Raw genomic sequence first — 20,373 nt, forward strand, 5'->3', positions numbered from 1 at the left:
CGCACATGTCTGCGCAGATATGAGTGTTGGACGAAAGGCATCCCCAATGAAGGACGACACTAATAAGGCTGAGAACAGCCACTACCGTTTCGGAGCTGTCGGTAACGGCAATGGCTCATGAACCGCCTCCCGCCATTTCGAACACAGCCCCATCTTCACGACGCCTGACGTCGGCTGCCAAGCGCGGCAACACAGAGATTCCCCCGTCTTCCCGGCACTCCAGTCAATTCCGTGCTTTCGAGTCCAGCTAACCGTGCCTGAGTCCAACGCATTCCGTTTTCCGACACGTGGCTGCCAAGGCGGCAGCGAGCACGGTGAAGCCGACCCACACCCCAACATTTTTCTTTCGATTTACTTTCATTTTTATTTTGATTCGGCTCTAATGGCGCCTCCACACCTTGTCTGGAGGCTTTCATGAACGACTTCGTGCGCGGCGCTTTCACGTTGGGCGGTTGCATCAGCGCCTATACCTTCGTGGTCAGTGCCATCGAATACCTGGCGGGTTAGACGGAAGCGGGCGATGGCTGCGCCCGCCCGCCTTGCCCACATAGAAGCGCTTTCAGGCGAAACACTCCGCCTCGTAAAGCAGCTTGCCGGACGCGTCCTTCGGCGACAGCACCGGTTCGGCACCATTGGGCCAATCGATGCCCACTTCAGGGTCCGACCATAGCAGGCTGCGCTCGTACTCGGGGAACCAGAAGTCCGTCGTCTTGTAGAGCAACTCGGCAGACGGCGACAGCACGATGAAGCCGTGCGCGAATCCCGGCGGCACCCATAACTGCCGATAGTTCTTCGCACTGAGCCGCGTGCCTACCCACTTGCCGAAGCTCGGTGAACTGAGCCGCAAGTCCACGGCGACATCGAACACTTCGCCCACCATCACGCGCACGAGCTTGCCCTGGGGCCGCTGGATCTGATAGTGCAGCCCACGCAGCACGCCGCGCGTGGAACGCGAATGGTTGTCCTGCACGAACACGTGTCCTCGCGCCACGTTCTCTTCGAATTCGCGCGCGTTGAAGCTCTCGAAGAAATGCCCACGACTGTCGCTGAACACGGTCGGCTCGATTATTTTGACCTCCGCAATTGCTGTCTCCTTCACCTCAATAGCCATCTCGGCCTGCTCCGTATAGACGAGTTTCAAATCCTCCCGCGCGCGGCGCGGTCGCGGCGGCCCTGCACGCCCGCTTCGCGCTCCAGCACATCGAGCAGCTCGCGCGCGGCGGCATCCCACCGGAAATGCTTCGCGTGCTCGCGTCCGCGCGCACGCCACGTGTCGCGCAGCGCCTTGTCGCTCATCATCTGCGCGATCTTTCGCGCGATGTCTTCCACCGAACGCGCATCGCAGTACATGGCGGCGTCGCCGCACACTTCGGGTAGCGACGCCTCCCGGGACGCGATCACCGGGCAGCCGCACGACATCGCTTCGAGCGGCGGCAGGCCGAACCCCTCATAGAGAGAAGGAAACACGAAGCAGGCTGCGTGCTCGTACAACGCTTTCAATTCGCCATCCGAAACAAATCCCGCAGCAATCACGTGATCCGACGGCCGCAAGCCCGCTTTCGCCTTGCCATTGAATACACGCAGATCGCAACCGCCCGCCACCACGAACTGCCAGTCGTGATCGCGCTCGCTCAATTGCTCGACGGCGGCCAGCACGCGTGCGAGGTTCTTTCCCACGGAAAGGCTGCCCACAATGAGCACGTAACGGTCTTCCCTCAGGCCGAGCCGTGCAAGAATGCGCGCGTCCGGCACGACGCGATGGAAGTGGTCCACGCCGTTGCGCACAACCGAGATACGGCTTGCGTCGATACCGAGGCGCGCCATGATGCGCTGCTTCGAAAATTCGGACACGGTGACGATGTGCTTCGCGGTCCGCGTCAGAACGGCATACGCCACGCGATACCAGAGCCGATACTTCCACGAGTAGTTTTCGGGCAGGTCGTAGACCGCCACGTCGTGCACCATGAGCACCTGGCGGCGTGCGAGCAGCGGGCCGATGTTGCAGAAGCTCAGCAGCGTGCGACCGCCCGATGCAAACGGCAGCACCAGTTGCTCCCACAGTGCGCCCCTGAAAATGCGCTTCATCCAGCGCGCGGCGAAGCCTCGCGGCGAACTCACGGATGCGGCCGCGGGCCACGCCACGTCGGCGCGCGCATCGGCCGGGACGAAGAGCGGCAGGTCGGCACCGTTCGGCACCGACCGCACGAGCGCAATCGCCATTTCATAGCCCACGCGCTGCACGCCCGTCATGCGCTGCGAGGCGAACTTTCCGTTTATCGCGAACCTGCCGCCAGCCAGCTCACGCACATGAGGTTGGTCTGCGGCGCCCGCGAGGGGGACTTGTGCGGTCGCGGTGGCGGCTTTGGCCGACATCGTGATCGGTTTCATCAGGCACTGCTCCATAGCGTGGATTGCGGTCAAGCGAGGCGCAATGATGCGGCGCACGATTGCATTAGGCGATCAGGCAAGGGGGCCGCTCAGTACGATTTCGCACTTAGCTCCAGGTGGCGCGAAATTGTTTTTGCGCCGCTGCTTGCCCGTCTTCGCGGCATCGCCGTGCTTTCCGTGTCTGCCATCAACGCGCCCGCCGCTAAGTACGGTTCCGAACTGAGCAGCCTTCGGGCGTCGCATAACCTGGCACTTTCAACGGACGGCCAGCGCCGCCGGAAGCCGCACCTGCCCGCATCCACGCGCGCATGCGGGACCGCGGCGGCGCAGAACGCGGCCCACGATGCCGGAGAGCCCGATGTACGCCCGCACCATTTCGATGCTGTTCTATATGTTCTTCACCTGCGTGATCTTCAATCCGCAGGTGAAAGGCGTGACGATCTATCTGTACGTCATGCTGCCGCTGCTCGACCCCGGCTTTGCCTCGTTTGCGCTGGCCACCGTGCGGCGCTGGGCGCTGCCGCTCACCATCGCCGTGGCGGCGTGCCTGATCAGCAGCCCCATGGCGGCGGCACGCGTGATCTCCATTGCGATCTGCGTGGGTTATCTGATGTATACGTACGCGCGCAAGATCGACTACCTGCACCTCTGGATGGGCATCAATGTGCTCTTCGCCATCGTGCAGTTCATCGCCTACTACGCGGACTACAGCCTCGCCGTGCAGTTGGGTCCCGACGAAGTGTCGAAGATGCTCTGGGGCGACTCCGCCACGCAGACCAACACGAATTTCTACGAGATTCTCTATTTCGCGCGTGTCTGCGGCTTCTCGCGCGAGGCAGGTTTCTTTTCGTCGCTGCTTGCCGCGTCGTTCGTGCTGTATCTCATGCAGCGCGACAAGACCAGCAAGTTCGTGATGACGCTCTACTGGATCGGCCTTTTCATCAGCCTGTCCAAGGCATCGGCCGTGCTGGCCATCTTCGCCGTGCTTTACGTTGCGCGCCGGCAGCTGCGTGCAATCCACCCGCTTGTGGCCATTGCCATCTTCACTGTGACGATGGGCGCGATAGGGCTCTACATGAGAGCGCATGGCTTCTTCGGCGTGCCCACGTTCGCACACCGCATGGGCGGATACCCCTTCCTGCTCGATGCGCGCTTTTCGGACATCATCAAGGGCGTGTCCACGCAGCAGTTGCTCAACGACTACGGCTATCTGCCCTACGTGCACATGAACCGCGCGGTCTACTACGTCGACGAGGTGACGTTCGCGAGCATTCCAGGCCTCATCATCGACATGGGGCTCATTCCCGCGCTGATCCTGCTGGGCGTGCTCGGCTTCACCGCGAGCGACGGCTTCGTGATGCTCATGGGTCTGCTCATCACGGCCACGTTGGGGCCGACGATGGTGACGTCGTTCGTGCCGCTCGCGTATCTGATCTGCTACTGGCCGCGCTTCTCCGTCTGGCTTGCCGACGCGCGGGCCCGCATGCCCGTGCCGCAACGCATGCGGTTGCTGGGCCGCCTCAAGCCCGTACCCGCCGCGCCGCCGCCGGGACACGCGTTCCGCTAGCGGCCTCGACTCGACCATTGCAACCCGCACGGCTTTGCACCGTGCAGTCCGCACCATGCCGAAGAAAAAGTCTGCCCCGCGTGCCCGCGTCCGTGTTCGTTGTGCCTTTGCGCTGCGTGCGTCCGTGTTGGCGCTCGCGCTTGCCGGCATGCCGGGCATGAGCGCGGCCGAGCTTCGTGCCGCGAATCGTCCCGATGCGTTGATCTCCGCACCGGGAAAAACCGTGGCATTGCAGTTCCAGACGGGCGCAGTCGAATCGCCCGGTTCGACGCTGCGGCTCACGCTGTTCCCCTACGACGACGAAGGCCGGCTATCGACGAAGCCCGCGGCTTCGTTTCGCACGACGGTCGGTGCAGCGGCACAAGGCAAGACGGTGCAGGTGAACATCACACCGCCAGGCCCCGGCCTATATCGCGTGGACGCCGAACTCGTTGCTCAGGATGGCGAAGCATCCGGGCGCACATCGGTCACCGTGGCTGTCGTGACGCCGCGCGATGGCGTAGGCCCACCCGATTTCGGCGTGGTCACGCATTTCGTTCAGGGGCAGGGCTCGCCCCAGGTGGTGCTGCCGCTCGTCAAACAGGCGGGTTTTTCGTGGATTCGCGACGAACTCTACTGGCAGGAAATTGAAAAGAAGCCGGGCCGCTTCGTATTCCCGGCGCGCTACGACGACTACGTCGCGCAGGCATCGCAATTCGGGCTGTCTGTGCTCGGCGTGCTGGATTACGGCAACGCCGGCGCGTATCCCGATCTCTTCAAGGGCTCCACCTTCCCCATGACAGCGCAGGCACGCGCCCTGTTCGTGCGCTACGTGGACGCCGTGGTACGCCATTACGGCAAAACCATCACGCACTGGGAGATATGGAATGAACCGGACTTCAACCGCATCGGCTACGACCATTACCTCGCGTTGCTGAAGGACGCGTACAGCGCAATCAAGCAGATCAGCCCCAACGCCAGCGTGATTTCGTGCGGCGGGGGCGGTTCGGGCGGCGGCCCGGGTGCCGATTGCATGGTGGCGCTCATGAAACGCGGCGGCCTCAACGACCAGGACGGCTTCAGCGTGCATCCGTACATGACGCCGAACACGCCCGAAAAGGGCTACGCGGCGCAAGGCGCGCCTATTCCCTCAGTCAGCATTCCCTCCACGTGGCCGTACCTCAAGCGGTTCGCCGCAGACAACATGAAGGCCGACGGGCGCCCGCTACAAATCTGGATAACCGAGCTGGGTTGGCCCGTCAATCCGAAGGTGCCGGGTCAGGACGAAACGAGCCAGGCCGCCAACATCGCGCGCAGCTACCTGCTCTCGCGCCGCTACGATGCCGTGCGCGTGCTGTTCTGGTATGACTTCATCGACGACGGCACCGACCCGAACAACTTCGAGCACAACTTCGGGCTGCTGCATCACGATCTTTCGCCGAAGCCCGCGTTCGTGGCCACCTCTGTGCTGGCCACGACATTGGGCAACCGTCGCTGGCAATCGGCACTCGTCGATACCGACGACGCGAAGGCCTATCGTTACGGCACGCAAGGCGGCGATTCAATTATTGCGGGGTGGACGGTAGGCACGGACGAACGCACCGTGTCGTTGAAACTGCCGCCGGGATCCTATGTGGAGCGCGACTGGCAAGGGGCGCAAAGAACCGTGACCGTATCCGACGAAGCCTTCACCTGGCGCGTGGGACCGTTGCCGCGTTATCTGATTTCCGCTCCTGCCGTAAAGACCCCATCGCAACAGTAAGCGAACGAGAGCGGCGACACGGCTCTGCCAACGCACGCGGCCTCGTTGCTCCTTCGAGAGCAACGAGGCCCGCCCACCTGCCGTTGTCGTTCAATACGCGCCGTCGCGCCGCAACACCACGCCCACCGTCTTGAACAGAATCGCGATGTCATACCAGAGCGACCAGTTGCGCACGTACCAGGCATCGAGAAACACGCGGCGTGCGTAGTCCGTGTCGTTACGTCCGCTCACTTGCCAAAGACCCGTCATGCCCGGCTTCGCCAGCAGATAGTAGGCAGCCTCGTCGCCGTAGCGCGCAATTTCCTTCTCCACCACCGGGCGCGGGCCGACAAGGCTCATGTCGCCGCGCAATACATTCCACAGCTGAGGCAATTCGTCGAGACTCGTCTTGCGCAGCAGCGCACCCACAGGCGTGACGCGCACGTCGTTCTTGAGCTTGAAGTCCTTCTCCCACTCGGCACGCGCAACCGGGTCGCGATCCAGCAGGTCCTTCAGCACCTTGTCCGCATCGCGCACCATGGAGCGGAATTTGTAGCACTTGAAGCGGCGTCCGTTCTGGCCAATGCGCGTGTGCCCATAGAACGGCGAGCCGCCGTCCTTCGCAACCAGCGCCGCCAGCAGCAGAAAGATGGGCAGCAGCATGAGCATGAGGAAGCCGCCGGCCAGCACGTCGAACATGCGCTTGAGCACCTTCGCGGAGAAGCGCTCCAGGTTGTTCTGCACACGCAGCATCATCACTTCGTGGCCGAAGAAGTACGAGATGTCGGTGTTGCAGAGCGGCACGCCGCGCATCGACGTCATCACCGTTACGTCGCGTACGCCGTTCTGCGTGAGGCCGCGCACCCACGCATTACGCAACGCCTCTTCTTCCTGCTCCAGTGCGATCACCACCTGCGTGCCCGGCAGCATGCGAAACGTGGCAGGCGTCATGCCGTGCAACACCGGCGCATCCACGCGAGCCTTCGCCGTGGGGCGACCGTCGGGTGCGATATACGCCACGACGTCAGCGCCCAGAAAACGCTGGCTCGTCAGCGCCTGTTTCGCTTCGAGCGCGCTTTCTCCGCAACCGACGATGAGCGTGGAGCGCTTCCAGAGATTCGCCGCATCCAGCGCGCGTTTCGTCAACGCCCTGAATGTCGGCACCAGCACGAACGCGCCGCTCCATGTCAGCGCCCACCAGCCGCGCGAGAACATGCCTTTCGTGAGCGTTGTGAGCGCGAGGTGAATGACGGCGAGCACGAGCAGCGTCTGAAAAATCTCTTCGATCTCGCGCCAGAACGGCCGACGACATGTGTAATGACGCAGCCGCAGCCAGAACCATGCGGTACCGGTTCCTACGAGCACCATGTAAATCAGCACGGGGTGCTTCGCCATGGAGGCCCAGACGCTCGATTGCCCTTCGGTGGAAAACGAGCCGAGCACGTGGGTGGTAATGAGCAGCGCCACAGTGAAGCCCAACACGTCCGAAGCGGCAAGCGCCGCCTTGTTCGTCAAGGACGGAAACGGGCGCAGAAGCTGTCGGGGCGCTGAAGCATAGCCAACGCTGACGGTTGAGTTCACTTGAAATTCCCTCGCTTTACTTGCATGCAGTTCTGGTTCTCAGGGACAAGCGCGGAACACCGCTGCTTCGTGGCACACACTCGAACGGCTGCGATCTTCGCGGCGCTCAGGTGGGCTCCGCGAGCATCGGTGCATCCATTAGGTCGAGCGGCGCGGGCCGGTGCAGCATCGCGGGCGCCAGTGCCGCGCGAATCCGTTCGCCTGCCGGCAGATGACTACGCGACTCGCTCGCTTCCAGCACGGCGGCGAGCAAGCCGTTTCGAAACGCCGCCCTGGAAAAACGCTCCGCGTTTGCGCGGCAATTTGCAGGCGTGAAGCGCTCGCGGTTTGCCTCGAAGCGATCCACGGCGCGGCGAATCGCGTCCACGTTCTGCTCGTCGAAGAAAAGTCCTGTGGGATGCGCGTGCTTTTCGTCGATCACGGTTTCACGCGCGCCGCCGCGGCCGAACGCGATCACGGGCGTACCGCATGCCTGCGCTTCGACCACCGAAATGCCGAAGTCTTCTTCGGCCGCGAAGACGAATGCGCTCGCACGCTGAAGATGGTCCTTGAGCACATCGAAAGGCTGGTGCCCGAGAATTTCAACGTTCGGTCCTGCCTTCGCCCGCACTTTCTCCATGTCCGGACCGTCGCCTATCACCACGAGCTTGCGCTGCGGCATGGAGGCGAACGCCTCCACGATGAGATCCATCTTCTTGTACGGCACCATGCGCGAAACGGTTATATAAAACGGCTCTTTGCGCGCACGCGGTTCGAACGCCTCGATATCCACGGGCGGATTCACCACGACGGCCTCACGCCGATACACGCGCTCCACACGCCGCGCAATGAAGCTCGAATTCACGACGAACAGGTCCACGCCGTTGGCCGTGCGCGCATCCCATGTTCTGAGGTAGTGCAGCACGATGCGCGCGAGCCACGAACGCAGGCCCTTCGTGAGCCGAGCCTCCTGCAAGTACTGGTGCTGCAGGTCCCACGCGTAGCGGATAGGCGAATGCACGTAGCTCATGTGCACCTGGTCCGGGCCCACGAGCACGCCCTTCGCCACGGCGTGCGAGCTCGATATCACGAGGTCGTAACCGGAGAGGTCGAACTGCTCGATAGCCAGCGGAAAGAACGGCAGATAGCTGCGGTAATGACGCTTCGCAAAAGGCAGCTTTTGCACGAACGACGTTGTCGCCTTCTTCCCATGCAGGCACGAACGATCCGACATGAAATCCACGAGACTGAAAACGTCCGCGTCGGGAAAGCACTCGATGATCTGCTCGAGCACTTTCTCCGATCCGCCATACGTGACCAGCCAGTCGTGAACAAGCGCGACCTTCATCAAATAAGCCTCCATGAAACGTGCGCCGCGCAAGGGCGCACGCGCTGGGTCTTCACTGCCGATGCTATGGGCCCGATCACTGCCCTTCGGTTCGGATTCGCACAGAAGCCCGTCCGCATTAAAGAGGGCCGAGCCCTCACGCAACCGATGCGGAAGGCCACGCCACCTGATCGCGCAACAGGTTCAGCAGATACGTGCCGTAGCCGTTCTTCGAAAGCGGTTGTGCGAGCCGTTCGAGTTGCTCGCGATCGATCCAGCGCTTGCGCCACGCGATCTCTTCGGGGCACGCGATCATCATTCCTTGCCGCTTCTGCAAGGTTGCGATGAAGCTGGTCGCGTCCGTGAGCGAATCGTGCGTCCCGGTGTCGAACCACGCATAGCCGCGTCCCATGATCTCCACGTGCAACTGCTCGCGTTCGAGGTACTGCATGTTGACGTCGGTGATTTCCAGTTCGCCGCGCGCGGAAGGGCGAATGTCCGCGGCGATGTCGCACACGTGGCGGTCGTAGAAATAGAGGCCGGTTACCGCGTAATTCGAACGGGGTGCCTTGGGCTTTTCTTCGATCGAACGTGCCCTGAAGTTCCCGTCGAACTCCACCACGCCGTAGCGCTCCGGATCTTGCACGTGATACGCGAACACGGTGGCCCCTTCGGTACGACGGTTCGCGCTTTCCAGCTGCTTCACGAGATCGTGGCCATAGAAGATGTTGTCGCCGAGAATCAACGCGGAAGGGTTCCCCGCCACGAAGCGGCGGCCAATCACGAACGCCTGCGCGAGTCCGTCGGGCGAGGGCTGTTCCGCGTATTGGATGTTCATGCCGAACTGGCTTCCGTCGCCCAGCAGGGCCTGGAAGCACGGCACGTCGCGCGGCGTGGAGATCACGAGCACGTCGCGTATGCCCGCCACCATCAGCGTGGAAAGCGGGTAATAGATCATCGGCTTGTCGTAGATGGGCAGCATCTGCTTGGACACGGCATGCGTGATCGGATAAAGCCGGGTGCCGGAGCCGCCCGCCAGAATGATTCCCTTTCGGTTCACAACGCTCTCCTTGCGTTTGCCGGCATGCCGTCCGCCACCTGCTGCAAGCGCATGCCTTCGCCAATGCCGCGCAGCACGCTGCGCCGCCCCGCAGGGGTGAAGCGCGGGCACTTCACGAGCATCGCGAGCACGGAATACGCCTGCGCCACCACAGACGACGGAAACCGCAGATTCTTGCGGCTGAAGTAGAGCCGGTTGCGCGTGCAATAGAACAGGCTGAACGGCGTTTCATCGCCGCCCGTGGAAAAGCTCACCTTGTGCGCCACATGCGATGCCGGTACGTACAGCAGGTGAATGCTGCAATGGTTCATACGCCAGACGAAATCGGCGTCGTCGTAGTAGACGAAATAGCGCTCGTCCATCATGCCCACGCGCGCAAATACGCTCGCGTGCAGCGCCATGAAGCACGTAGGTGCATATTCGGAGAAGCACGTGTGATCGAACTGACCATGATCTTCGTCGCCGTCGCCTACATGCGTGGTGATGGCTTTCAGCGGCCAGAAGCGTCCGCCCGCGCACCAGATGCGATTGGTGCCGTGATACGTGATCTTCGGAAACGTAGCGAGCGCGGCGCCGTCGCGTATCGGTTCGATCAGCCGCGCAATGGTGTGCGGGTCGCGAAACTCGACGTCGTTGTTGGCGAGCAGCACGTACTCGCAATCGTCTTCCAGCGCCATCGCAATGCCCTGGTTGTTGCCGCGCGCCACGCCCACGTTCGCGTTGTTGAACAGGACGCGCGCGTCGATGCCGGCTTCGGCCGCGAGCTTGCGGGCCAGCACGCTGCCGCTGTCTTTCGCGCTGTTGTCGATGACGTAGAGGGTCATGTCCACGCCTTCCTGTGCCTTGAGGCTCGCGAAGAAGTCCTCCAGCACATCGTCCGACTGATACAGCACGGTGACCACGCCAACGCGGCGCCTCGTAGGCTCCATGTTCATGTTCCGGCGCTCCTCTGCTCAGGCCGCACGGCTTGCGCGATACAGGCCGCGTGCCTGCATCTCCACGATGCTGCGCTCGTAGCGGTCCGGCTGCACTTCCTGCGCATCCACCCACTGTGCGAAACGCTTGATGCCTTCGTCGAAATTCACCTTCGGTGCGTAGCCCAGCCGTTCGCTTGCGCGGGTGAGGTCGGCGTAGTTGTGGCGAATGTCGCCCAGCCGGAACGCGCCCGTCACCTTGATGGGCACGTCGCTGTTGTAGAGCTCGCGCAACTTGCGCGCCACGTCGATCACGGGCGTGCGTTCTCCTGAGCCGATGCCGAACACGTAGTCGTTCGCCTCGCTACGAACGAGCGCAGCCTGTGTGGCGTCCACCACGTCGTCGATATAAACGAAGTCGCGACTCTCCAGGCCGTCTTCGAACACGCTCACTTCGTGGCCGTTCTTGATGCGCGTGGAGAAGATGGAAAGAATGCCGGTGTAGGGATTCGAGAGCGACTGCCCCGGCCCATACACGTTCTGATAACGCAAGGCCGACGCGCCAATGCCAATGGAACGGCACACGGTCATCACCATCAGTTCCTGGTCGTACTTGGTGATGCCGTACACCGAAGACGGATGAATCTTCGAATCCTCGTCCGTGGGCAGGCATTCCAGCGGCTCCCCGGATACCGGGCAAAGATGATCGAAGCGCCCTTCGCGCAGGTCTTCTTCGCGGCGCGCGCCGGGATAGACGATGCCCACCGCCGGCGAGCGATATTTACCTTCGCCGTAAATGGCACGCGACGACGCCACCACCACCTTCTTCACCGTGTTCTCGCGGTTCTTCACGAGAATGTCCAGCATGAGGCCGCAGCCCCCCACATTCACGTCTACGTAGTGACTGACTTCGTACATGGACTGCCCGGTGCCCGTTTCCGCGGCGAGATGCACGATGGCATCCTGGCCTTGCATCGCACGTTCGAGCGCGTGCCTGTCCGCAACGGACCCTTCGATGAAGCGCACCGACGGATCCAGCGAAAGAAACAGCGCGGACTTGCGATACGGGTCGTCGCCGTGAATCTGCTCCGAGAGGTTGTCGAGCACCGTGACGTTGGCGTTCTGCTTCGCCAGCTTGTTGGCAAGGTGCGATCCAATGAATCCGGCACCACCGGTAATGAGTACGTTCATGATTCGCTTCGCTCCCAGGTTCGCGTTTGCCAGCTAAAGCGCTTGATGATGCGAGCCGGATTTCCGGCCACCACGCTGAAGTCAGGCACATCTCGTGTCACTACGGAATGGCTTCCCACCACCGCGTGTCGTCCAATCGCCACGTTCGGCAAAATCACCGACCCGAAGCCGATAAAGCTGCCCGTGCCGATCACGACGCGATTGCCGCGCGTCCTCACGCGGCAGCCGATGCGCACCGGGTCGTGAACGTCCTCGTACGGATGCTCGACGTCCACAATCGCGCAGCCGCCGGTAATCGTGACGTCGTCCTGAATTTCGATGGACGACCCACAGACGATGTGCACGTTCTGCTCGATGTTCACGTCGTTGCCGATGGTGAGATTCGGCGGCGCGGCGGGGTCGGTCAGAATCAGCTCGATGCGCGCGCCCTGGCGGATCAGCACGCGTTCGCCTATCCAGGCGTAATGCACGTTGGCGAGCAGCATCGGCCGGAAAATCGCGCTGCCTTTACCCACCTTTGCGAAGGCGTGCGCGTACCAGAGTTGCGTTTTTGCGCGGTAGTAAGCGAGTTGCAGCGCGTTGATCCGGTCTATCCAGCGCAGTTCGCCGAAGCGCGCAATGGGGCCGGTGAGCACGCTCATGCGCGCACCGGCTGTCGGCCGGCCATCTGTTTTGCGAACGTGTAGAGCGGACGCAGCGTGCGCGGCCAGCGGCGCATCGCGTGCAAGCCCTCCTGCTTCGCGCCCACACGCGCAAACTTCACGCTGGTTTCGATGCAGCGTTCGAATGCTTCGTAGTGGCCGTTTTCCAGATAGAGAATGGCGGAGCGCAGGAAGAGCCTGGCCCGTGCGCGGTCGGTCACGTCTTTCGCCATACCCATGGCGTCGGCCATGTCGAAGGTGCGCATCATGTCGCGGATGCTGGTTTCATGCCGCGCGGGGTTGCGGATGACCGTGGACGTGAAGCCATTCGGGTTCACGCGATACAACCCGAGTTCTTCGTCCAGATAGCGTGCCTGGGTGCCGTGGAACGACTGCAGCAGGTTGGCGACATCGGCCACCACTTCAAGCTCGAGGTCTACGGGGTAACGCTTGCGCAGCGCCGTGCGGAACATCGTGGAACTGGTGAAGAAGAACGGACCGTTCTCGATCATGTATTCGCCGTCGAACACTGCGGGCTTCGCGCGGGGCAACGGGAAATCCACGGGCTCTTTCGTCACCGCGTTCACCGTACGCATGCGGTGCGTGACCATGCCGAACTCGCGCTGCGTTTCGAGAAACTCGTACTGCCGCGCCAGCTTGCCGGGCAGCATGAGATCGTCGCCGTCGATGCAGGCGATGTATTCGCCGCGCACCGGCGCAATGGCGTCGGCGAAATTACGCGAGTAGCCCACGTTGTGCTCGTGCCGCACGATGCGGATGAGCTGCGGATAGCGCGCCTGGAACGATTCGATGACGGCCATGGATGCGTCCCTCGAACCGTCGTCGCTCACGATCACTTCGAACGGCACGTCGATCTGTTGCGAGACCACGCTCTCCAGGCATTCGCCGATATATTTCTCCAGGTTGTAGCATAGGACTACTACCGAGATGACCGGCTGTTCGGGCGTTTTGACGTCTGATGGGCTCATGGCGGTCCTTTTAGTTCAGCACGAAGCGTCCGGCCAGGTCGCGGGCCTTGCGCTGCAAGATGGGCGACACGGCCACCGCGGCGGCCACCATCAAGAGCCAGATGCAGGGCAGCAGGAAGAACAGCGCAATGCGCGGCTGTTGCGAGAGGTCCGCGTAGTGGAACGCCACGCCCAGCAGCCCCACCACCGCCACGCGCGTGAAGAGCCCCTTGTACCAGGCCACGTTGATACCGGGCAGAAACTTGCGGTGCACGATGCTCACCCAAATCAGCAACTGGTAGACATTGACCGCGAGCCACGCATAGCCCACGCCGCGCGCACCCAGATGAACGGCACCGAACAACACCGCGGGCACGAGAATCGAGATGAACAGCAGGTTGCCCTTGATGTGCAGCGACAGGTTGCCGGCCGCGTATTGCACGAGAAACGACAAGCCCGCAATGGCCGAACACGCGTTGCCCACCGCATAGCATTGCAGCACGCGCCACGCTTCGGGCGTGGAAGGCGCACTGGCCGACCACAGTTTCATCACGAGGTCCGGCATGCACGCGAAGATGGTGGCCACCGGAATGACGGCGATCATCATGATTTCGCTCGCGAGAAAGTAGCCCGGCGCCACCTCGGCCTTTTCGCTCGCGCTATCTGCGGTGAAGCGTGGAATGAACGCCTGCTCGATGGGACTCGCCATCAACAGAATGCCGCTTGCCAGCAGCGTGGCCATGCTGAAAACGCCGAACGCGGAAAGCGGCAGGATCTTCGAAAGAATCACCTTGTCGATCTGCGTGGACGTGGCCCACACGAGCGCGGAAAAAGCGATGGAAAGCGATAGCTTCGCCCGCGCCATCAGCACGGCGCGCGAGAAGGTACGCGTGAGGAGCGGTGCGTCGATGGCGCGACCGAGCAGCAGACGCATCGTCAGGCTCTCGCCCACGAACGCGCCCAGTTGCCACAGAAAGAACACTTCGACGCGCGGCCAGACCGATATCACCGCCACCACGAGCACGGCCCGAATGATCGCGAAGGTCACCACCACGACGTTGAGCGTGGCCTGCCGGTTGATGCCCACCATGCCGCCGCGGTACAGCGACGAAAGCCAGCGCGCAGAGACGGTGAACATCATCAGCACGAACGCGATCCTGATCTCGCCAGCGGGGAGCGCCTTCGCGTTGAGCCAGTCCGCCGCGAAGAACGGCGCGGCAACGAGCGAGCAGAGAACCAGAATCGTGCACGTACCCGCTACGAATTTTTCGAGCGACTGCAACAGCAGGCGTGCTTCCTTTCTCGACGCGCTGTCGCGCATACGCGCAAGCTCCCGCGTGAGCGTGGGCGAAAGACCGAAGTCGAGCACCTGCACCCAGGCGAGCAGCACGGCATTGAAAGCGATCAGGCCATACGCCTCCACTCCGAGATGGCGAACATAGGTGGGCACCATGACGAGACCGAGCGCGACGGTCACGGCCTGCCCGGCATAGTTGGCGATCAAACTCCGTTTGAGCATCGTGATTGGCGTGAAGGATGGAGGTGGGTCGAAACGGAATGCTGCGCTGCATCTACCGAACCACTGTAACGAGGGAACATGCCGAGTAATGTACGGAGTCGAACACACCCTCCGGCGCGTATCGGTCTTACGGCGGCTTGCAGCAAGGCTTTGCGCGGGCGATGCAAACTTCGCTCCGCGCACGTGGCATGCATGCAAACGGCAAGGCGCCGGGCGTATACTCGCGGCAGCAATTCGTCGGTATTTCGCGCCATGCGCCGAGGAAAGCGACCGGCAAATGTTTCCGCTTTGCGCCACGCGTCGAATTGCACCGCGAATCTGCCGCTGTTCGACGAACCGGCGTGCCATGCGGTCGTGGCAAACTTGCGCTGTCGATTCCGTTGCGGACCATGCAGCCGCTACCGTGCTGCCCCGGCTTGCAGCGATTTCTCCGTGAGCACCATGCACTTCCTCATCATCCTTGCCGTGCTGCAGATTCTAGCGATCATCGTGGTCGTGGCGCTGTGCGTGGCCGCCCGACGCGCCGACGAGCGCACGGAACGCATGCTCACGCGCGACGAAATCGCTGAAAGGCGACAGACCTCTGGTGTGCCGGGTCTGCCCTATCGCACGCCACTCAGCACGCCGCTCAGCTCTCAGCGTAAGACCCCCACCTGGCTTGCCGCGGGCCGCTGGCTCGCGCGCGTCTTCGGCTACGGCAGCAGCGGCGGTACGCGCGGCTAGCTCGAGCCCGCGCGCAACGCGCGGCACGCGCAACACCACGGTGGCGGTGCGCTTCAATTCAACGCTCCCGCGGAACGCCGCATGCCGAAGACGTCTGGTCCCACTGCGGGGAACCCCAGGCGCTTTTCGAACCGCACACGTGCAGAGAAGAAATAGAGCGCGAGCGGAAATGCGATGCCTGCGGCCATGCCTGCCGCCAGATGCGCATACAGATTCTCGACATGCAAATGCATGAGCACGATGCGCGCGCCCGAGGCCCCGAGAATGTGGCCCAGATAGATGGGCATGGACGCCACCCCAAGCAGCTTGAGCGCGGCGAACCGTACCGATTCGCTCAGTCGTAGCGCCAGCTGGCACACCAGCAGCACGCCGAGCGTGGTGGCCGGCAACGCGCCAATGCCGTTGTAATCGCCCAGGTCGCGCGCGAAGCCGATGGCAAACCAGAGCATGACGGCCACGAGCACGATCCAGCCAAACGCGGACACGCGTGCGACCCAATCGCGAAACTGCCCCGCGAGCAGAATGCCGGCCGCGAAGAACAGGAAGAACTTGAGCGCCGTCGTGAAAATGCCGTAGTCCAGCACGCTGCCGATCACATACGCGACGATCGCGAACGGCACGAGCACGACGCGCGCCGTGCCCGTCACGCACACGAATACCTGGCAGAGAAAAAGCGCGTAGAGAAACCAGAACTGCCCGAACGGATCCCACAGAATCGACATGAGCTGCGCGAGCGTGAACGGATGATTCGTGTCGCCCGCCGCTGCCCACTGCACGAGCCCTTGCAGGACCGACCAGAGCAGATACGGGTACACCACCGTCTCTACCTTGCGTGCGAGAAAACCGATGCGCCCGCGCTTCAGGCTGCGCTCCACGTGCAGCCCGGACAGCACGAAAAAGAGCGGCATGTGAAACGTGTAGATCGCGTAGTCGGTCTGCGCGATCCACTGGTCCGCGTGCACGATGCCCGCGCTCATCAAGCCGCGCAGCACATGCCCATATACGACGAGCACAATGCCGATGCCGCGGGCGTAGTCCTCGAAGTCGTCTCTCAGCAAACCGGTGCTCTCCGTGTTCGACGCAGGGTGCTCATATAAGGGCTCATGCAGCCACGTGGTTGTGGTTCGAATAGACGGACATGTAGCTGTAGCTGCGCCGTTCGCTACGCCGTAACGGCACGGCGTTGAACACCGCGCCCACCACCCAGGCGCCCGCGCGCTCCAGCTTCGTCACCGTTTCTTCGATCTCGGCCTCGGTCTGCGTGCCCGAGCGCAGCACGAGCACCGTCTTGCCCGCGCGATGCGAGACGATGGCCGCATCGCTCACCGCAAGCAGCGGCGGCGTATCCACGATCACCAGATCGAAGCGTTGCTTGAACTCCTCGAGCAGGCTGCGGAAGTGCGGCATCATCAGCAACTCCGACGGATTGCCCGGATAGCGGCCGCACGAGAGCAGCGAAAGCCCCGGCACGCCGGTCTGACGTATCGCCTGATTGATCTTGAGACGCCCCGCGAGCAGTTCCGAGAGGCCGTCCGCATTCGGCTGATCGAACAGCGACGCAATGCGGCCACAGCGCATGTCCGCGTCCACAAGCAGCACACGTCTTGCCGTTTCCGCTTCGAGCACGGCGAGGTTCGCGGCGAGAAAGCTCTTGCCCGTACCGGGCGTGGGGCCCGTCACCACGATCATGTTGTCCGAAGTCTCCTGCACGTTGAGGTGCAGCGCGGTGCGTACACCACGCAGTGCCTCGACGGAAGGGTCTTGCGGAAAGCTGCGCGCCAGCAGACGCTGCGCCGCGGGCGGCCACGCCACCGGGTCGGCACGCCCCTCGCGGCCAGGGCCGAGCAACGGCATGGCCGGCTCGGCCACCACGGCCCCCGCGCCCGCTGCGGACGCCGAACGATCCAGCCGCGCCTGCTGCGCGCTATACAGGATCGACCCGAACACGGGCACGCTCATGCTGCGCTCCACGAAACGCGGGTCCGTCACGCCCGTAAACAGACGGCGCCGCGTGAACACGTACAGCGAACCGAGCATCAAGCCGACGCCGCCGCTCGCGCCCAGCACAAGCGGTACGTCGGGCGAGACCGGATCGGCGGGACGTACTGCGCCATCCACGATATGCACATCGCCCGTCGTCGCGCCGCGGCGTACCGTCAGTTCCTCGGCCTTGTTCACCATCGCGACGTAGATCGATTCGGCCACCTTCGCGCTACGCGTGAGGTCCGCGCTCGTGCGCTCGGACTCCGGCATGCTGTTGAAGCGCGCGTCGAACTGGGCCTTTTGCGCGTTCAACTGCGCAAGCTGCTGGTCGATGTTCTGCACCGGCGGGCTGCCAGGCTGGAAGTGCTGGAGCAACTGTGTGCGTTGCAGTTGCAGCGTCGCGATCTGCCGCTGGAAGTCGATGCCGCCCTGCAGGTACGACTGCGATTCCGCGGTCGGTTGCAGTGACCCCGCCTTCGCGCGGTAGTCGGTCAGCCGCGCCTCGGCCTGCTTCAGTTCATCCCGCAGCCGCGGCAGTTCCTGGTTGATGAAGTCGAGCGTCTTGCTGTCGTTCGAGCGACGCTGCGTCACGGTAGCAGCCACGTACCCCTGCGCAATGGCGTTGGCCACGTTCGCGGCCGTAGCGGCATCGCTGCTTTCGAACGTGATCTGCACCACGCCCGTTTCCTTGCCCTTCTCCACGACCTTGAGGTCCTTCGAAAAGCGCTTGATCGCGTTCACCTCGTTGAGCGGCGTCACGTAGAACTCCGTGCCGGGCCGTGCATCGAGCTGCGTCACGAGCATCGAAACGGGGCCGTCCGCAGCAGGTGCGCCCGCGGAGCCAGTGAGCAATGCATTGCCGTCGGGATCGAGCAGCACGTAGCGGCCGTTTTCGAGCACGCGCAGCCGCAGCCGGTTGTTTTCGAGCGTATACGGCACGTGCACGGACTCGATGTGAATGCGTTCGCCTCCCCAAGCGAACGCATCGAGCCCGAACCAGGGACGCGACGGCTTGCCGGGCGAGGCGAGCTTTTCCGCGATGGTGCCGAGCACCGGCACCTTGCGCGGCGTCACGCTCACTTCGTACCCGAACTGCCGCATCACCGGTTCGAGCACGCGGCGGCTTTGCATCATCGCGATTTCCGCGTCGGTAGCGAGCGGCTTCTGCCCCACCACGATCTCGCCCTGCTGCGCGATGCCGAACGCGTTGGGGTCCTGCGCCTCCACGCGCACCAGCACGTTCGCCGAGTAGGTGGGCTTCATCAGAAACACCACGGCCGCGGCGAGAACGACCGTTCCAGCAGCGATGGCGATCACCGTCCACAAGTGGTCGGAGAGCAGGCGGAGTACTTCACGCACGTCAGGCGAGCTGTCGTGCGGACCTGGTCCTCCCAGATGTCTTGCGTCGATACTGGACGTATTCACGTTTGTCACCCCTCAAGAAAGCAGGATGGTTGGTACAGATTTGCAAAGGCTTTGCAAAAACGACTGATCTCGTGGCTCATTTGCCCACCGAATAAATGAGGTACAGACTCGTCATGGTCGGCAGCAGCTGTTCCAGCAGACGGTTGAAGCGTGCGACTTCCGCCGTGCCCACGTACACCACGTCGAGCGGTTGGAGCTCGAACTCGGTGGAAAGCAGAATTGCGTCCACCTGAGTCATGTCGAGCTGGTAGATGGTCGGCTTGCGCGGATCGCCCGGCGTGCGTCGGATCACGAGCACCTGCCGTGGCTGCGCCGAGCGCGAGTCGATGCTGTTCACGTCCGCAATCGCATCGGCGAGCGTGAGCTTGCCCCTGTTCATGAAGAGCGTTTGCGGCTTCGTCACTTCGCCCAGCACGAACACGCGGCTCGCGTTGTGATCGGGCACGTACAGAATGTCGCCTGCACGCAGCACGACGTTCTGCGATACGTCGCCGCGATCCAGCGTGCGCTGCACGTCGAGCGTGTAGGTCTTGCCGTCGCGCGTCAGTTGCACGCGCTGCAGGTCGGCATCGGGCTGCGCGCCGCCGGCGCGAGCGATGGCGTCCACCACCGTCATCTTGACGTCGGTGATGGGCATGGTGCCCGGATTCTTCAGATCGCCCGCCAATTGCACCTGCTGGCTGCGGAACTGCGCCACGCGCACGTCGAGCTGCGGCTTCACCGCGTAACTCGCAAGCCGCGTACGCAGCGTGGACGCAATTTCCGCAGCCGTCATGCCGGCCACGTGAACGCGGCCCACGGTCGGAAAATAAATCGCGCCATCCGCTGAAACGCGCTCGCCGTTGGGGTCCACCAGCGCGCCCGGATTGCCGGCGCCGTTGGGGCCGTTCAGCGCGTTCGGGTCCGTCACGTTGCCCGGCGTGGCCGCCGTCGCGCCGCCGTTCACCGTGAGTTCGGGGTGCCCCCATACGATGATGTTGAGCACGTCGCCCGCGCCCACCCGGTAATCTCCCTGTCTCGCCACCTCTTGTGGAAGTGCCTGCGTATTGCTTTCGTCGAACTTGATCTGCTGCGCAATGACGCCTGCGTCGATCATATGCACGGTATAGACGGGCTTTTCCGTGCTCGCTTCGGGTTCTTTCTGCATGCGCGAAGGGTCGAGGTACGGCCCGGGCACGGCGGAACAACCCGCTACTGCCCCACTCACGAGGCAGGCAATGATCCTGTTTTTTCTGCTCATGTCGCTCTTCCGGTAATCGCCGGGCGCTCCAGTCCCGACGAAATGCTCTCCGCTACCGGCCACTGCCGGCATCGAAAGTCCACGTTCGAATGGGAAGTTGCCGGCGTCAGGCGCGCGCTTCGAACGAAGCCCGATGCGCGAGGCGCC

The 20,373-nt window shown here is 63.0% G+C and carries 15 protein-coding genes and 1 pseudogene; 3 read left to right on the forward strand and 13 right to left on the reverse strand.

Translation table 11 applies throughout. The annotated features are described in order from the left end of the window. Positions 1–559: 559 nt before the first annotated feature. Together rfbC and U0042_RS02630 are read right to left on the reverse strand one after the other, a co-directional pair. Positions 560–1,111 (reverse strand): dTDP-4-dehydrorhamnose 3,5-epimerase, encoded by a 552-nt coding sequence (rfbC, locus tag U0042_RS02625; protein WP_114810061.1) that lies wholly within the window; start codon positions 1,109–1,111, stop codon positions 560–562. A gap of 26 nt (positions 1,112–1,137) precedes the next feature. Next, positions 1,138–2,388, reverse strand: coding sequence for a glycosyltransferase family 4 protein (locus tag U0042_RS02630; RefSeq protein WP_114809731.1), 1,251 nt, complete (start codon positions 2,386–2,388; stop codon positions 1,138–1,140). Positions 2,389–2,746: 358 nt separating this feature from the next. Between U0042_RS02630 and U0042_RS02635 the strand changes: the two genes are divergently transcribed. Both U0042_RS02635 and U0042_RS02640 read left to right on the forward strand, forming a co-directional pair. Further along, entirely contained in the window at positions 2,747–3,955 is a 1,209-nt protein-coding gene (locus U0042_RS02635) for a hypothetical protein (protein ID WP_114809732.1), read from the forward strand. A gap of 124 nt (positions 3,956–4,079) precedes the next feature. Continuing rightward, a complete protein-coding gene (locus U0042_RS02640) occupies positions 4,080–5,696 on the forward strand; it encodes a cellulase family glycosylhydrolase (RefSeq protein ID WP_232833265.1) in 1,617 nt (538 codons plus the stop codon). Positions 5,697–5,786: 90 nt separating this feature from the next. On the opposite strand, the gene wbaP is transcribed toward U0042_RS02640, so the two are convergent. The 8 genes and pseudogenes from wbaP to U0042_RS02680 all read right to left on the reverse strand — a co-directional run bounded on the left by wbaP (position 5,787) and on the right by U0042_RS02680 (position 14,855). Continuing rightward, positions 5,787–7,190 (reverse strand): undecaprenyl-phosphate galactose phosphotransferase WbaP, encoded by a 1,404-nt coding sequence (gene wbaP, locus U0042_RS02645; RefSeq protein WP_114809734.1) that lies wholly within the window; start codon positions 7,188–7,190, stop codon positions 5,787–5,789. 214 nt (positions 7,191–7,404) lie between these two features. Continuing rightward, positions 7,405–8,646: pseudogene (locus U0042_RS02650) on the reverse strand (glycosyltransferase family 4 protein); the annotation flags it as partial. 73 nt (positions 8,647–8,719) lie between these two features. Continuing rightward, complete coding sequence (gene rfbA, locus U0042_RS02655) at positions 8,720–9,622, reverse strand: glucose-1-phosphate thymidylyltransferase RfbA (protein ID WP_114809736.1); 903 nt, start codon at positions 9,620–9,622, stop codon at positions 8,720–8,722. Next, on the reverse strand, positions 9,619–10,557 hold the full coding sequence (locus tag U0042_RS02660; RefSeq protein ID WP_114809737.1) for a glycosyltransferase family 2 protein: 939 nt from the start codon (positions 10,555–10,557) through the stop codon (positions 9,619–9,621). Before U0042_RS02660 ends, rfbA begins: the two co-directional genes overlap by 4 nt. An 18-nt stretch (positions 10,558–10,575) precedes the next feature. After that, entirely contained in the window at positions 10,576–11,727 is a 1,152-nt protein-coding gene (locus tag U0042_RS02665) for an NAD-dependent epimerase/dehydratase family protein (protein ID WP_114809738.1), read from the reverse strand. Then, entirely contained in the window at positions 11,724–12,368 is a 645-nt protein-coding gene (locus U0042_RS02670; RefSeq protein WP_114809739.1) for an acyltransferase, read from the reverse strand. Before U0042_RS02670 ends, U0042_RS02665 begins: the two co-directional genes overlap by 4 nt. Continuing rightward, positions 12,365–13,357 (reverse strand): glycosyltransferase family 2 protein, encoded by a 993-nt coding sequence (locus tag U0042_RS02675; protein ID WP_114809740.1) that lies wholly within the window; start codon positions 13,355–13,357, stop codon positions 12,365–12,367. Before U0042_RS02675 ends, U0042_RS02670 begins: the two co-directional genes overlap by 4 nt. Positions 13,358–13,367: 10 nt before the next feature. Then, entirely contained in the window at positions 13,368–14,855 is a 1,488-nt protein-coding gene (locus tag U0042_RS02680) for a lipopolysaccharide biosynthesis protein (protein ID WP_114809741.1), read from the reverse strand. Positions 14,856–15,287: 432 nt separating this feature from the next. On the opposite strand from U0042_RS02680, the gene U0042_RS02685 reads away from it, so the two are divergent. Then, on the forward strand, positions 15,288–15,578 hold the full coding sequence (locus U0042_RS02685) for a hypothetical protein (protein WP_327205028.1): 291 nt from the start codon (positions 15,288–15,290) through the stop codon (positions 15,576–15,578). Between the two features lie 53 nt (positions 15,579–15,631). Here U0042_RS02685 and U0042_RS02690 read toward each other — a convergent pair whose 3' ends face one another. The 3 genes from U0042_RS02690 to U0042_RS02700 form a co-directional block, all read right to left on the reverse strand. Further along, on the reverse strand, positions 15,632–16,636 hold the full coding sequence (locus U0042_RS02690; RefSeq protein ID WP_157977784.1) for an acyltransferase family protein: 1,005 nt from the start codon (positions 16,634–16,636) through the stop codon (positions 15,632–15,634). A gap of 43 nt (positions 16,637–16,679) precedes the next feature. After that, positions 16,680–18,986 carry a polysaccharide biosynthesis tyrosine autokinase gene (locus U0042_RS02695; protein WP_232833266.1) on the reverse strand — a complete coding sequence of 769 codons (2,307 nt, stop codon included), beginning with the start codon at positions 18,984–18,986 and terminating at the stop codon, positions 16,680–16,682. 76 nt (positions 18,987–19,062) lie between these two features. Beyond that, positions 19,063–20,226: a polysaccharide biosynthesis/export family protein gene (locus tag U0042_RS02700; RefSeq protein ID WP_198665237.1), complete on the reverse strand. Its 1,164-nt coding sequence runs from the start codon at positions 20,224–20,226 to the stop codon at positions 19,063–19,065. Between the last annotated feature and the right edge of the window lie 147 nt (positions 20,227–20,373).

Source organism: Paraburkholderia kururiensis (assembly GCF_034424375.1).
Taxonomy (GTDB): Bacteria; Pseudomonadota; Gammaproteobacteria; order Burkholderiales; family Burkholderiaceae; genus Paraburkholderia; species Paraburkholderia kururiensis_A.